Origin of the sequence: Micromonospora sp. MA102, assembly GCF_025460765.1 — a bacterium.
GTDB classification, from domain to species: Bacteria; Actinomycetota; Actinomycetes; order Mycobacteriales; family Micromonosporaceae; genus Micromonospora; species Micromonospora halotolerans.
In genome coordinates, this window is sequence record NZ_JAMWEG010000002.1 from 305,814 (window position 1) to 319,453 (window position 13,640).

Genomic DNA, 13,640 nt, shown 5'->3' on the forward strand with positions numbered 1-13,640 from the left:
TCATGGGTACGGCGATCAGCCTCGACCTGGCCGACGACCTGCCCGCCGCGACCCTGCACGAGCTGGCCGAGGGCACCTTCGCCTGGCTGCGCGAGGTGGACGCGCGGTTCAGCACCTACCGGGCGGACAGCGAGGTGTGCCGCCTGGACCGGGGCGAGCTGCGGCTGGCCGAGGCGTCGGCCGACCTGCGGGCGGTCCTCGAACGCTGCGCCGACCTGTGGACCGGCACCGACGGCTTCTTCGACGCGTACGCCACCGGACGGCTGGACCCGTCGGGCTACGTCAAGGGCTGGGCGGCGCAGGTGGCCTCGGACCGCCTGGTCGAGGCCGGCGCCCCGAACCACTGCGTGAACGCCGGCGGCGACGTCCGGGTACGCGGCAACCCGGTCACCGGCGGCCCGTGGCGCATCGGCGTCCGGCATCCCTGGGACCCGGCCGCCACCTGCCTGGTGCTGACCGGCACCGACCTGGCGGTCGCCACCTCGGGCGTCTACGAGCGCGGCCACCACGTCGTCGACCCCCGCCGGGGCGCCCCGGCCGTGGGCCTGCGCTCGGTCACCGTGGTGGGCCCCGACCTGGGCGTCGCCGACGCCTACGCCACCGCCGCCGTGGCCATGGGCGAGCCCGGCATCGGCTGGCTGGACCGCCTGCCCGCGCCCTGGCGGCACGCGGTGGTGACGGACGACGGCCGCCTCCGGCACTCCCGCGACCTCCCGTCCAGCGCCTGACGGCGCGGGACGCGGGTCAGCGGAGCGGCCGGTGCGTGGTGGCGGGGCGGGAGCCGCGCGGGCGCGAGCCCCGGGGCCGGGTGCCCCACGGGCGGGTGAAGGCCCAGCGGTACGGGCGACGCCGGTGCGGCGGTGGCTCGGTGCCGCCGCTGTGGCGGGCCGCATCGTCCTCGGACATCCTCCACCCCCGCTCCGGCGCTTCTGCGCCTCTCGGCAGGCACAACGAGTGCGACGCCGGTGAGGTCGCTGCCCGGGAGCCGCCGGTCAGCAGCCGCGCCGGGGGAGGGGGAGCTGGCCGGGGAGCAGCTCGGGGGTCAGCGTGATCCCGGCCGCCCGTAACGCCGCGATCAACGCGTTCTGCACCAGGTACGAGTCGGGCAGCCGCCAGCGCGCCTGCTCGGGGGCGACCGCCCAGCGGACCGTTCCCTCGGGCAGCCGGGTCGGCGGGGCCGGGATCCACGAGCCGGGACCGTGCCGGACCACGTGGAAGCAGTGGTCCAGCTCCGGGCGCAGCGGGTCGCCGGGGCGCACCAGGAACATCCAGCGGCCGGTGGGGGTGACCAGCACCGGCCCGCGTACGCCGAAGCCGGCCGGATGGGTGGCGACCGTGTCGAGCACCCGCCGGCCCAGGTGGGCCGCGACCTCCAGCACGTCGAACGCGCGCCCGGTGGGCAGCAGCACCCCGTGCGGGCGGCTGCGCCACCAGGTGGCCACCCGGGCCGGGTCGGCGCTCGCCGCGTGCTCCCAGTTCTCCAGGGCGGGGTGGCAGCCGACCGTGGGGCAGCCGGCCCGGCCGCAGACGAAGCGGCTGTTCGCCAGGCAGGCGCCGGGGGTCACCGGCCAGCCGTGCACGGCGTACCGGACGGCGACCCGGCGCAACCGGACCCGTTCCAGCGGCGACAGGTGAGCCACGCGCGGTCCGACATTTCCCCACATGTGTCCCATCCCCTCTCGCCCGCCCGGAACTGTCCACACACCACACGTCGAACGCCGTCACTGCCGTAACCCACGGTCGTTGAGCTGACGAACGGCTGATGCAACTTGCACGAAAACTACGAGAACTGGCTGTACGGCCGACGTACAGACTGTGCGACCAGCGAAAACCTGAGTACCGACGGGCCGTTGCGAAGGTCGACCGGGGGAGATCAGCCGGACGCGGGCAGGGGGAGGGATGGGGAGATGGACGAGCTACCCATAGGCCGGCGGGTCGCGTACTGGCGGAGCCGGCGCAAGATGTCCCAACAGGTCTTCGCCGACCGGCTCGGCAAGTCCAAGAGCTGGGTGGACAAGGTGGAGCGCGGCGTCCGGCGGCTCGACAAGTTCTCCGTGCTCTACGAGATCGCCGACATCCTCCAGGTCGACGTCCAACTGCTCCTCGGCAAGGACCCGGAGCGGCGTACCGACGCCCTCAACTGCATCGACCAGGTCGAGGTCGAGGAGATCCGCGCCGCGCTGGAGCGCTACGACTCGATGAGCGCGTACTTCGACGCGGCGCCCTACCCCCCGCCGCTGACCGACATGCGCAAGGCGGTCAACCACGCCTGGCTCACCTACCAGTACGGCCGCTACGGCATGCTGACCCGGGCCCTGCCCAAGCTGCTGCGCGACGCCCAGGCCGCCGACGCCGGCTACAGCGGCGACCAGGCCCGGGAGGCCGCCCACCTGCTCGGGCAGGTCTACCAGATCGCCTCCTCGGTGCTGCGCAAGCTCGGCGAGTGCGACCTGTCCTGGCTGGCCGCCGACCGCTCGATGGCGGTCGCCCAGCGGGCCGACGACCCCCTGCTCGCCGGGATCGCCACCACCCGGGTCTGCAACGCCCTCGTCGCGATGGGCCGCCCCCGCCCCGCGCTCGAACTCAACGTGCGGATCGCCAACCGGCTGGCCCCCGGCGGCGAGAACGACGTCCGGCCGGAACGCCTCTCGGTCTACGGGATGCTGCTGCTCCAGGGCGCCATGGCCGCGGCCCGCATCGGCGACTCGGCGACCGTGGACGACCTGCTGACCGGGGCGGCCGAGGCGGCCACCCTGCTCGGCGGGGACCACAACCACTACTGGACCTCGTTCGGCCCGACCAACCTGGAGCTGCACCGGGCCGCCGCCGCCGTCGAGCTGGGCGACGGCGGCCGGGCGGTGGAGACCCACCACCGGCTGGCCGAGCCCGCGTTCAACGCGCTGCTGCCCGAGCGGCGCGCGCACCACCTGCTGGACATCGCCCGCGGCTTCGCCCAGATCGGCGACGTCGCCAACGCCGGGGACATGCTGCTCCGCGGCGACCGGCTCGCGCCCTCCGAGATCCGCTGCCGGCCCATCGCCCACGAGGTGATGTCGGACGTACTCCGTCGCACACGGGGTGCGCCGCCTTCGCCGATCGCGGAGTTGGCTGCGCACATGGGAGTCGGAGTATGAGCGCGGGTCGGGTCTTATGACCGGTTCGCACACCAGCAACGGGCACCGTCGGGTGCTCTATGTCATCGCCTGCGGTTCGCCGCTGGCCCGTCACGTCGGCCGGCTGGTCGACCTCGCCCAGCAGGACGGCTGGCAGGTCTGCGTGGTGACCACGCCGGACGGCGCGAAGTTCGTCGACCGGACGGCGTTGGCCCGGCAGACCGGCCACCCCGTCCGCACCCACTACAAGAACCCGGGTGACCCGGACGTGCTGCCCCCGGCGGACGCCATGCTGGTCTGCCCGGCGACGGTCAACACCGTCAACAAGTGGGCGGTCGGCATCGCCGACACCCTCGCCCTCGGCCTGCTGGTCGAGGGGCAGGGGATGGGGGTGCCGATCGCAGCCGTGCCCTACACCAACGTGGCGATGGCCGCGCACCCCGCGTTCCGGGCCAGCCTGGCCCGGCTGCGCGAGTGGGGGATCCGGGTGGTCTTCGGTGACCACGTGGTGCCGCTGCACCCGCCGGGCACCGGTGAGCGGCACCTGGACGCCTTCCCGTGGGCAGTCGGCCTGGCCGCCCTGCGCGCCGCGCCACGCCCGGCCGCCCCGGTCGGCTGACCGGCGCCGGACCGGCCGGCGGGAGCCGCCCCGCCGGCCCGGTCCGGGCCAGCCGGCCCGCGACGGGGCCCGACGCCGGTAAGCTGGCCGGCCGTGAGCACAACCGGATCGCCACCCACGGTCGCCGACGTGGTGGCCGCGCTCGACCGGCGCTACCCGCCCGCCTGGGCCGAGGAGTGGGACCGGGTCGGGCTGGTGCTCGGTGAGCCCGAGACCCCGGTCCGGCGGGTCGCCTGCGTGGTCGACGTGGTCCCGGAGACGGTGGACGAGGCGCTCGCAGCCGGGGCCGACATGATCGTCGCGCACCACCCGCTGCTGCTGCGCGGAGTCTCGTCGGTGGCCGCCACCACGTACAAGGGGCGGATCGTGCACCGCCTGATCAAGGCCGACGTGGCGCTGTACGTCGCCCACACCAACGCCGACGTGGCCGACCCCGGGGTGTCCGACGCCCTGGCCGCCCGGTTCGGGCTGACCGGGCTGCGCCCGCTGCACCCGCCCCGCCCCGGCTCGCCCGCCGCCGGCCCCGGCCGGGGCATCGGCCGGATCGGCGAGCTGCCCACCCCGCTCACGCTGGCCGAGCTGACCCGGCACGCCGCCGCCGTGCTCCCCGTCACCGCCTGGGGAGTTCGCGCCGCCGGGGATCCCGGGCGTATGGTTCGTACCCTCGCCGTCAGCGGCGGCTCGGGGGACAGCTTCCTCGCCGAGGCGACCGCGGCCGGGGTGGACGCGTTCCTCACCGCCGACCTGCGCCACCATCCCGCCGGTGAGCACCTCGCCGCCGGCGGCCCGGCCCTGCTGGACGCCGCCCACTGGGCGACCGAGCGACCCTGGCTGGACGACCTGGCCGCCCACCTGCGGGACGAGCTGGGCGTCGAGACCACGGTGTCCGACCTGGACACCGACCCGTGGACCGTGCACGCCGCCGCACCCCGACCGGACGACAAGGAGCCCCGACCGTGAAGGCTGACCCGAAGGTGCAGCGCCGCCTGCTCGACCTGCAGGCGATCGACACCACGCTCGCCCAGCTCGCCCACCGCCGCCGGACGCTGCCGGAGCTGGCCGAGCTGGAGGCCCTGGCGCGCGAACTCTCCGCGCTGGAGGACGAGCGGGTCCGCGCCCAGGTGGCCGTGGACGACCTGGACCGGGACATCGCCCGGCTGGAGAAGGACGTCGACCAGGTCCGGGCCCGCAAGACCAAGGACGAGAACCGCCTCGCCGCGGGCACCGGCCCGGCCCGTGAGCTGGAGGCGCTCCAGCACGAGCTGACCTCGCTCAACCGCCGGCAGGGCGACCTGGAGGACGCCGAGCTGGAGCTGATGGAGCAGCGGGAGACCGCGCAGGGCGTGCTGGACGGCGTCGAGCGGCGGATCGCCGAGGCCCGGGACCGGCGCGTCGCCGCCGAGCAGCGCCGCGACGACAGCCTCGCCGAGATCGCCAAGGAGGAGGAGTTCAAGCGCGGCGCCCGCCAGCCGCTGGCCGGCGACCTGCCCGCCGACCTGGTCGCCCTCTACGACAAGATCCGCACGGACACCGGCCTGGGCGCGGCGCTGCTCACCGGCGCCCGCTGCGGGGGTTGCCGGCTGGAGCTCTCCGGCGCCGACCTGGCCCGGATCCGCAAGGCCGACCCGGACGACGTGGTCCGCTGCGAGGAGTGCCGGCGGATCATGGTCCGGACCAACGAGTCCGGGCTGTAGCCGCCGTGGCGGTGCGCGCGGTCGTGATCGAGGCCGACGGCGGGTCCCGGGGCAATCCGGGGCCGGCCGGCTACGGCGCGGTGGTCCGGGACCCGGCGACCGGCGAGGTGCTGGCCGAGCGGGCCGAGGCGATCGGCACGGCCACCAACAACGTGGCCGAGTACCGGGGCCTGATCGCCGGGCTGGAGGCCGCCGCCGAGCTGGGCGCGGCCGAGGTGGAGGCCCGGATGGACTCCAAGCTGGTGGTCGAGCAGATGTGCGGCCGCTGGCAGATCAAGAACCCGGGGCTGCGGCCGCTGGCCGCGCAGGCCGCCGGGCTGGTCGGCCGCTTCGCCAGCGTGCGGTTCAGCTGGGTGCCCCGCGAGCGCAACAAGCACGCCGACGCCCTGGCGAACGCGGCGATGGACGCGGCGGCCGGTCTGGCACCGACCCGCCCGGTGGAGGCGCCGCGCGAGGCCGCCGCCCCCGACCCGGCGGTCCGTGAGGTGGCTGCCCGTGCCGCGACCGGCCGGGCCACCGGCACCGACCCGGCCACCATTCCGGCCTCCTGGGAGCCGCGCCCGACCGAGGAGGCCACCCGGCTGATCCTGGTCCGGCACGGCGAGACCGAGCGGACCGTGCAGAAGCGCTACTCGGGGCGCGGCGACGTGCCGCTGACCGAACGGGGCCGGGCCCAGGCGCGGGCCACGGCCGCCCGGGTGGCCGCCCTCGCGCCGTCGGTCGCGGCCGTGGTCAGCTCGCCCCTCGCGCGGTGCGTGGCCACCGCAGAGGCGGTCGCCGCGCTGGTCGGCAACCCGCCGGTACGCCCCGACGACGACCTCATCGAGTGCGACTTCGGGGTCTGGGAGGGGTGCACCTTCGCCGAGGTGCGCGAGGGCTGGGCCGGGGAACTGGACGCCTGGCTGGCCTCCACCCGGGTCGCCCCGCCGGAGGGCGAGTCGTTCGTCGCGGTCGCCGAGCGGACCGGTCGGGCCGTCGACCGGCTCCGGAAGGCGTACCCGGGGGAGACCGTCGTGGTGGTCTCCCACGTCTCGCCCATCAAGCTGGTGCTGCGCGACGCCCTCGCGGCCGGCGACGCCTTCCTGCACCGGCTCTACCTGGACACCGCGGGGATCTCGGTGCTCGACCTCTACCCGGACGGCGGCGTCGCGGTCCGCTCGGTCAACGACACCTCCCACCTCGCCGACGTCTGATTTCTCCCGGCGCCACCCGGCCGTCCGCGCCCACGGCGACTCCGGCTCGGCGCGTCCGGCGCCGCGCCGCGACCTGGGGCCGCCGGCCGTTCGGCGCACGCGGGCGGCCGCTCGGCGCATCGCCGTCCTCCGGTAGAACGTGACCGCGCTCACAGGGTCGTAGCCTCCGGCCGTCACATGGCAAGTTACGAGTTCCCGGAGGTGTGTCACATGGCAGCACCAGAACCGGAGGCGCCGACAACGGCGCGATCCAGGGCGAAGGACCACAGTCCCTGGAACTGGTTGCTCTTCATACCGATCGTGGTGCCGCTCATCCCGGCCTTCTTCAACGCCGACTCGCCCCGGCTGTTCGGCTTCCCGCGTTTCTACTGGCTGCAACTGGCCTGGATCATCCTCGGCGTGGCCACCACGACGCTGGTCTACCAGATGACGAAGAAGCGGGGTGACCGCTGATGTGGCGCGACCACCTCACCGAGATCATCGTCTTCAGCTTCCTCTTCCTGCTGGTCAGCGCCATGGGTTTCGTGGCGGCCCGGTGGCGGGCGCCGCGCGACATGGCGCACCTGGACGAGTGGGGCCTGGGCGGGCGCAGCTTCGGCGGCTGGATCACCTGGTTCCTGGTCGGCGGTGACCTCTACACGGCGTACACCTTCGTGGCGGTGCCGGCGCTGATCTTCGGGGCCGGGGCGGCGGGCTTCTTCGCCGTGCCGTACACGATCGTCATCTACCCGATGGTGTTCCTGGTGCTCTGCCGGCTCTGGTCGGTCTCGCACCGGCACGGCTTCGTCACCCCGGCGGACTTCGTCCGCAACCGGTTCGACTCGCCGATCCTGGCACTGCTGATCGCCATCACCGGCATCGTGGCGACCATGCCGTACATCGCCCTGCAGCTGGTCGGCATCGAGGCGGTGCTCAAGACGATGGGCGTGACCGGGGACAGCGCGGTGGCCCGGCACCTGCCGATCATCATCGCCTTCGCCATCCTGGCGGCCTACACCTACCAGTCCGGGCTGCGCGCGCCGGCGCTGATCGCCTTCGTCAAGGACTCGCTGATCTACATCGTGATCCTGGTGGCGGTCATCTACCTGCCGTACAAGCTGGGTGGCTGGGGCGACATCTTCGACGCGGCCGACGCGAAGTTCAAGGCGTCACCCGCGCCGGGCGACGGCATCCTGCTCAACGCCAACAACCAGCTCCAGTACGTCACACTGGCGTTCGGCTCGGCGCTGGCGCTGTTCCTCTACCCGCACAGCATCACCGGCGTGCTGGCCAGCCGGAACCGCGACGTGATCAAGCGGAACATGTCCGCGCTGCCGGCGTACAGCCTGCTGCTCGGGTTGATCGCGCTGCTCGGCTACATGGCCATCGCGGCGGGCGTGAAGCCGCTGCCCGGCGCCAAGGCCGGCAGCGTCGACGGCAACACGGTGGTGCCACTGCTCTTCGACAGCCAGTTCCCGGACTGGTTCGCGGGCGTGGCGTACGCGGCCATCGGCATCGGCGCGCTGGTGCCGGCGGCGATCATGTCGATCGCGGCGGCGAACCTGTTCACCCGCAACATCTACAAGGAGTACCTGAAGCGGGACGCCAGCCCGGCGCAGGAGGCCAACGTCTCGAAGATCACCTCGCTGGTGGTGAAGGTCGGCGCGGTGGCCTGCATCGTCTTCCTCGACCCGCAGTTCTCCATCGACCTCCAGCTCATCGGCGGCGTGATCATCCTCCAGACGCTGCCGGCGGTTGCTCTGGGCCTCTACACCCGCTGGTTCCACCGGAACGCGCTGATCGCCGGCTGGGTGGCCGGCATGGGCCTCGGCATGTGGATGCTCTACCAGATCGGGAATCCGACCACCGGCAAGAAGCACTTCGCCGGCTCGGCCTTCCCGCTCTCCGAGTTCGGCTTCGACACCAAGAAGACGATCTACGTGGGCATCGTGGCGGTGCTGGTCAACCTGGCGGTGGCCGCGCTGCTCACCCTGGTGCTGCGGGCCGCGAAGGTGGCCGACGGGGTGGACGGCACCACCCCGGACGACTACTTCGCCGACGAGGGCGACGCGCGGGTCACCCCCGGCGTGGAGCGGGACGCGGACGCCGCTCCCGAGCCGGTCGCCTGAGCTTGCCCGAGGCCCCGGTCGCCACGTCGGCGGCCGGGGCCTCGTCATGCGCTCAGCGGCGGCGGGTGCGCGATTCGAGGGCCTCGTTGAGCCGGTGCAGCAGGTCCGCCAGGCTCTCCCGGTCGTCCGGCGACCAGGCGGCCAGGATGTCGCCGTAGAGCCGGGTCCGGGCCGCCCGCACCGCGGCCATGCGCTGGAGGCCGGCCGGGGTGGGGGAGATCACCGTGCCGCGCCCGTCGGCCGGGTCCGGGGTACGCGAGATCAGCCCGTCCCGCTGCATCGCCGAGACCTGCCGGGTGACCGTGGAGCCGTCCAGGTTCAGCCTCGTGGCCAGGGCGGAGACGTTCTGCGGGCCGGCGCCGGCCAGGTGCCGCAGGATCACGTACGCCGCCCGGTCCAGCACCCGGTGCTCGGCCGTGCCGGTCGCCCGGCGGGTCGCCTCGCCGAGCCGCAGGAGCATCGCCACCTCGGTCTCGATCTGGCCGAGGGTGGCCTCGTCCGCAGCGGTTCCCGTCGTCTCGTCGTCCGTCATAGCTGTATGATACAACTGATTTACCTGTAATATACAGCTATCTGTCTGGAGGCGCGGAGTGGATCGGCGATCCGAACCCAACCGCAGTGCCATCTACGCCACCACCCTGGTGGCCTTCCTTGCCATCGCCGGCATCGCCGTGGTGGACCCGATCCTGCCCGCCATCGGCGAGGCGATCGGGGTCACCGCCTGGCAGGTCGAGCTGCTCTTCACGGCGTACATCGCGGTGATGGCCGTGGGCATGATCCCGGCGACCCTCGCCAGCGGGAAGTTCGGCTTCAAGCCGGTGCTGATCACCGGCGTCTCGGTGGTCGGCCTGGCCGCCATCCTCGCGTCGTTCAGCAACGACATCGTGCAGCTCTCCGTGCTGCGCGGCGTGTGGGGCCTGGGCAACGCCATGTTCTTCGCCACCGCCATGGTGGTGCTGGTCAACCTGGCCAACGACCGGGAGTGGGTCGTCGGCCTCTTCGAGACCGCGCTCGGCCTCGGCTTCGCCGTCGGCCCGCTGATCGGCGGCCTGCTCGGCGAGGTGAGCTGGCGGCTGCCGTTCTTCGTCTGCGGCGTGTTCATGGTGCTGGCCCTGGCCGTGGCCTCCCGCAAGCTCCGCGAACCGGCCAACAAGCAGGCCCCCGTACGCCTCGGCGCGATCTTCTCGACCTACCGCAAGCCGGCGTTCATCACCCTCTGCGTGGTCACCGCCGCCTACAACTTCGTCTTCTTCGTGGTGCTCGGCTATACGCCGCTCTACCTGCACCTCGACGTCATCCCGCTGGGCCTGGCCTTCACCGGCTGGGGCCTCGGCCTGGCCGCCGGCATCCTGCTGATCGGCCACCGGCTGGCGCACCGGATCGGCGCGGTGCAGACCGTCGGCGTCGCCATCGCCGGCCTGCTGGTCTGCATGGTCCTCTTCGCCACCTCCACCGGCACCGCCATGTCGCTGGTGGTCCTGGTCCTCGCCGGCCTGTTCATGGGCCTGGCCAACGCCAACCTCACCGACCTCGCCCTGGGCCTCGGCTCCAGCGACCGGCGGGTCGCCACCGGCGCCTTCAACCTGGTCCGCTGGGGCGCCGCCGCGCCGGCCCCGATCATCGCCGGCAAGCTCGCCGAGCACTCGCTCGCCCTGCCGTTCTGGGTCGGGTTCGGCGTCCTCGCCGTCGGCGTGCTGGTCTACCTCGCCTTCGCGCACGTGATGGCCGCCGGCTACGGCGAGCGGGTGCTCTGGTCCCGGTGGAACTCCGCCGCCCGCCGCAACGAGCACGCCCCCGAGGAGCCGGTCGGCGAGGCGTACTGAGGTGCGGGGGGGTCCCTCCTGCCAGGGGCCCCTCCCCGCCCGGTCAGCCGAGGGCGCGGTAGAGCAGGTAGAGGCCGATCACCGTGCCGAAGACCACGATGAGGGTCCGCAGCACCACCGGCGGGAGCCGGCGGACCAGCCGGGCGCCCACGTACCCGCCGACCAGCGTGGCCGGCGCGACCACCGCTACCGCGGCCCAGTTGACCGGACCGAAGAGCGCGAACACCACCAGGGTGGTCAGCCCCACCATGGCCGAGAGCAGGTTCTTGATGGCCGACACCCGGGCCAGCGTGGTGTCCAGCACCAGGGCCAGACCGGCCACCAGCATCACCCCGAGCGCCGCGCCGAAGTAACCGCCGTACACGGTGCCCAGCGCGACCATGGCCTGCACGGTGACGGTACGGCGGCGCGGGCTCAGGTCGGCCGGATGGCCGACCAGCCGGCGCAGCGGGTCCTGGAAGGCCAGCACGGCGGTCGCGCCCAGCACCAGGAACGGCACCACCAGTTCGAACGCGCGCGCCGGGGTGGCCAGCAGCAGCACGCAACCGACGATCGTGCCGGCCACCGCCGTCGGCAGCAGCGGCCAGAGCGCCCGCCCCCGGGGCAGGTCCGCCCGGCTGCCCGCCACGCTGGCCACGTAGCCGGGGAAGACCGACACCGAATTGCTGACGTTCGCGGGGACCGGGGGCAGGCCGATCGCGATGAGGGCCGGGAAGGTGATCAGGGAGCCGCCCCCGGCCACCGCGTTGACCGTGCCCGCGGCGAGACCGGCGGCAACCAGCAGCGCGACGTCGGAGAGGTTCATGATCCCGCAGGCTAGCCCGCCCGGGCCCCGCACGCAGGTCCGCCCTGTGCGCACCCCGTGGCGGGCCGGCGTGCGGGGCGGAAATGGGCGCGGGGGCGCCGTCGTTAAGATAAGGGCGCGACGGACGAGTCGACCGGGCGGTCGCGTCGGCGGGCTGGGGCCCGCCGCCGAGGAACGTCCGGACTCCACAGGGCAGGGTGGTTGCTAACGGCAACCCGGGGTGACCCGCGGGACAGTGCCACAGAAAACAGACCGCCGGCCCGATACGGGACGGTAAGGGTGAAACGGTGGGGTAAGAGCCCACCAGCATCCCGGGTGACCGGGATGGCTCGGTAAACCCCACCCGGAGCAAGGCCAAGAAAGGGTCGTCACCGCAAGATGACGGCCCGCGCAGACGCTTGAGGGCGGCCCGCCCGATGTCTGCGGGTAGGCCGCTGGAGCCTGCCGGCGACGGTAGGCCGAGATGGATGGCCGCCGCCGGCCGCCCTTCGGGGCGTGCCGGTCACAGAATCCGGCGTACAGGTCGACTCGTCCGTCGCCCACCAGGTCAGCCTCCGTCAGTTGGGGGCTGACCCTGATGTCCGACATGATCCTCAGAGTGCGCCGCGGAAGCCTTCACGGTCCGCGACACGGGTGCGCATCGCGGCAAATGAGTACGGCGAAGCGCTGTCGTCGGCCGGCTCCGGGGACGGCACTTTTCTGGCCGCCCCCGTGCCTGGTCGAATCCTTGCCGATACCGCAGCAGCGACGTCGCCCCGGTGCCGGCCACGCCTCGGCTCAAGCCTCAGCCGACGAGTGACGATCTCATCCCTGCAAGACGCGCCGCGGCTTGAACCGGCGAACCTCCTGCGGCCAGCCGCATGCCTCCGCGATTTTGCCGGCCCACATCCGGGCGGTCGCCTCATCCGGCACGTCCACGATGGTCAGGCCACCCAGGAACTCCTTGCTCTCGACATAGGGCCCGTCGGTGATGACCGTCGCACCGCTTGTGGCGTCAGCGTTGAAGACTGGGCCGTCCTCTTCCTCCAGGCCCCCGGCGAAGACGAATGCCCCGGCGGCCTTGATCTCATCGACAACCGCCCTGGCGAGTGGGCCGCGCCCGTGGAACCACTCCTCGGTGTGGTCACCCACCCACTGCTGATTGAAGTAGATGAGGTACTCAGGCATGTCCGCTCCCTCTGATCGTCCCCGGACCCGACGTCCGTCTCTGCATACGCTACGAACGGCATCCGGCAGATCCGACACTCTCCAGCTTGACTTCTGTCAACCGGTCAGCCGTCGCACTCACTTCGGCATGTCAGTGCGCCCGCAGGCACTCAGATGTCACCGACCGTAAGCAGGACGACGGAGGAACCACGGCCGACTGTCGTGCATGTGCTGGGACGGATTCGTCACGCATCAGGTGGGACTAGACAGGCCGGCGGGCCGGCTGTCCCGCGAGTCCCAGCCGCGTTCCCGCGCGTCCTGCGCGGCTTGTTCGTACGGCGAACCGAACAGCAGATGCGTCGCTCGGGCGGCCGACGAGCTGCCTTCCCCCTGGCGAGGGAGCGTGATCCCGCAGCAGGGTGAGGCGCCGCGTCGAGGCGCGGTGACATCGTCGGCCCATGGGACGATCGGGACAACGGAGCCACATCGAAGTGCGACGAGGCGGCACGGCTCAGGGGGCCGACCGGACCGCCTCCGGCGCAACGGCGCTGCGCACCCCACCGCCGCCACCCTGGGCGCGCCGCGCGGGGCACGTCGCCTGGGTCGCCCCCATCCTCGGCTTCATCCCGCTGCACATCCCATGGATTTTCGGCATCCCGCTGTTCGCCCATCCCGATCCGTTCCGCGAGTGGTACCACGGTCGCGGACCGGGCGCGGGGGACCACCCGGTCGACGGGTTGCTCGGCCTGCCTGCCGGCGCGCTCTATCTCACCGTCCTGTGCGTCCTGGCCGGCCTCGGCGGGGTGCTGGCCCTCGGACTCATCAGCGACTGGGGTCTGATCTTCCCGCGCTGGATACCGGTGCTGCGTGGACATCGGGTGCCACGGTGGCTGCCGTTGACGCCGACCGTCCTGGGATCCGCGTTGATGATCGGTTACGTGGCGACGCTGCCCTGGCGGTTCGCGGCCGAACTCGCCGACACCAACCCGGAGGACGACATCTTCACCACCACCGGTGTCCTCCTCGGCCTGCCGCTGCTGCTGGCGTGGGCGATCGCCCTGCCCGTCGCCGGCTGGTCCTACTACCGCCGCACCCGTGCGCCACGCCGACTGCCCGCCGGGAAAACCCGTTGCGCGTGA

General features: G+C 72.9%; 15 protein-coding genes and 1 other RNA gene. 11 read left to right on the forward strand and 5 right to left on the reverse strand.

The window, feature by feature from the left end; all coding sequences use genetic code 11:
• Positions 1-2: 2 nt before the first annotated feature.
• Complete coding sequence (locus NFX44_RS04850; protein WP_262282584.1) at positions 3-728, forward strand: FAD:protein FMN transferase; 726 nt, start codon at positions 3-5, stop codon at positions 726-728.
• A gap of 16 nt (positions 729-744) precedes the next feature.
• On the opposite strand, the gene NFX44_RS04855 is transcribed toward NFX44_RS04850, so the two are convergent.
• Positions 745-906 carry a hypothetical protein gene (locus NFX44_RS04855; RefSeq protein ID WP_262282274.1) on the reverse strand — a complete coding sequence of 54 codons (162 nt, stop codon included), beginning with the start codon at positions 904-906 and terminating at the stop codon, positions 745-747.
• Positions 907-992: 86 nt separating this feature from the next.
• A complete protein-coding gene (locus NFX44_RS04860; protein ID WP_262282275.1) occupies positions 993-1,673 on the reverse strand; it encodes a bifunctional DNA primase/polymerase in 681 nt (226 codons plus the stop codon).
• Between the two features lie 234 nt (positions 1,674-1,907).
• Here NFX44_RS04860 and NFX44_RS04865 point away from each other — a divergent pair, with 234 nt between their 5' ends.
• From NFX44_RS04865 to mctP, 7 genes are all read left to right on the forward strand, one after another.
• Positions 1,908-3,134, forward strand: a complete 1,227-nt coding sequence (locus NFX44_RS04865) for a helix-turn-helix domain-containing protein (RefSeq protein ID WP_262282276.1) — start codon at positions 1,908-1,910, stop codon at positions 3,132-3,134.
• A 16-nt stretch (positions 3,135-3,150) separates the two neighbouring features.
• Positions 3,151-3,732 (forward strand): flavoprotein, encoded by a 582-nt coding sequence (locus tag NFX44_RS04870; protein ID WP_262282277.1) that lies wholly within the window; start codon positions 3,151-3,153, stop codon positions 3,730-3,732.
• A 93-nt stretch (positions 3,733-3,825) separates the two neighbouring features.
• Positions 3,826-4,692, forward strand: coding sequence for a Nif3-like dinuclear metal center hexameric protein (locus NFX44_RS04875; RefSeq protein ID WP_262282278.1), 867 nt, complete (start codon positions 3,826-3,828; stop codon positions 4,690-4,692).
• Positions 4,689-5,426, forward strand: coding sequence for a zinc ribbon domain-containing protein (locus NFX44_RS04880; RefSeq protein WP_262282279.1), 738 nt, complete (start codon positions 4,689-4,691; stop codon positions 5,424-5,426). Before NFX44_RS04875 ends, NFX44_RS04880 begins: the two co-directional genes overlap by 4 nt.
• A gap of 5 nt (positions 5,427-5,431) precedes the next feature.
• On the forward strand, positions 5,432-6,619 hold the full coding sequence (locus NFX44_RS04885) for a bifunctional RNase H/acid phosphatase (RefSeq protein ID WP_262282280.1): 1,188 nt from the start codon (positions 5,432-5,434) through the stop codon (positions 6,617-6,619).
• Between the two features lie 210 nt (positions 6,620-6,829).
• On the forward strand, positions 6,830-7,072 hold the full coding sequence (locus tag NFX44_RS04890; RefSeq protein WP_262282281.1) for a DUF3311 domain-containing protein: 243 nt from the start codon (positions 6,830-6,832) through the stop codon (positions 7,070-7,072).
• Positions 7,072-8,727: a monocarboxylate uptake permease MctP gene (mctP, locus tag NFX44_RS04895; RefSeq protein ID WP_262282282.1), complete on the forward strand. Its 1,656-nt coding sequence runs from the start codon at positions 7,072-7,074 to the stop codon at positions 8,725-8,727. The genes NFX44_RS04890 and mctP overlap by 1 nt, the downstream gene beginning before the upstream one ends.
• A 52-nt stretch (positions 8,728-8,779) precedes the next feature.
• Here mctP and NFX44_RS04900 read toward each other — a convergent pair whose 3' ends face one another.
• Positions 8,780-9,259: a MarR family winged helix-turn-helix transcriptional regulator gene (locus tag NFX44_RS04900; protein ID WP_262282283.1), complete on the reverse strand. Its 480-nt coding sequence runs from the start codon at positions 9,257-9,259 to the stop codon at positions 8,780-8,782.
• Between the two features lie 58 nt (positions 9,260-9,317).
• On the opposite strand from NFX44_RS04900, the gene NFX44_RS04905 reads away from it, so the two are divergent.
• Positions 9,318-10,550 (forward strand): MFS transporter, encoded by a 1,233-nt coding sequence (locus tag NFX44_RS04905; protein WP_262282284.1) that lies wholly within the window; start codon positions 9,318-9,320, stop codon positions 10,548-10,550.
• A gap of 43 nt (positions 10,551-10,593) precedes the next feature.
• Here the strand turns inward: NFX44_RS04905 and NFX44_RS04910 are convergent, their stop codons facing one another.
• On the reverse strand, positions 10,594-11,355 hold the full coding sequence (locus tag NFX44_RS04910) for a sulfite exporter TauE/SafE family protein (RefSeq protein WP_262282285.1): 762 nt from the start codon (positions 11,353-11,355) through the stop codon (positions 10,594-10,596).
• Positions 11,356-11,480: 125 nt separating this feature from the next.
• On the opposite strand from NFX44_RS04910, the gene rnpB reads away from it, so the two are divergent.
• Positions 11,481-11,890, forward strand: an RNA gene (gene rnpB, locus NFX44_RS04915) — RNase P RNA component class A.
• Between the two features lie 269 nt (positions 11,891-12,159).
• Here the strand turns inward: rnpB and NFX44_RS04920 are convergent.
• On the reverse strand, positions 12,160-12,522 hold the full coding sequence (locus NFX44_RS04920; RefSeq protein WP_262282286.1) for a YciI family protein: 363 nt from the start codon (positions 12,520-12,522) through the stop codon (positions 12,160-12,162).
• 470 nt (positions 12,523-12,992) lie between these two features.
• On the opposite strand from NFX44_RS04920, the gene NFX44_RS04925 reads away from it, so the two are divergent.
• Entirely contained in the window at positions 12,993-13,640 is a 648-nt protein-coding gene (locus NFX44_RS04925) for a hypothetical protein (RefSeq protein ID WP_262282287.1), read from the forward strand.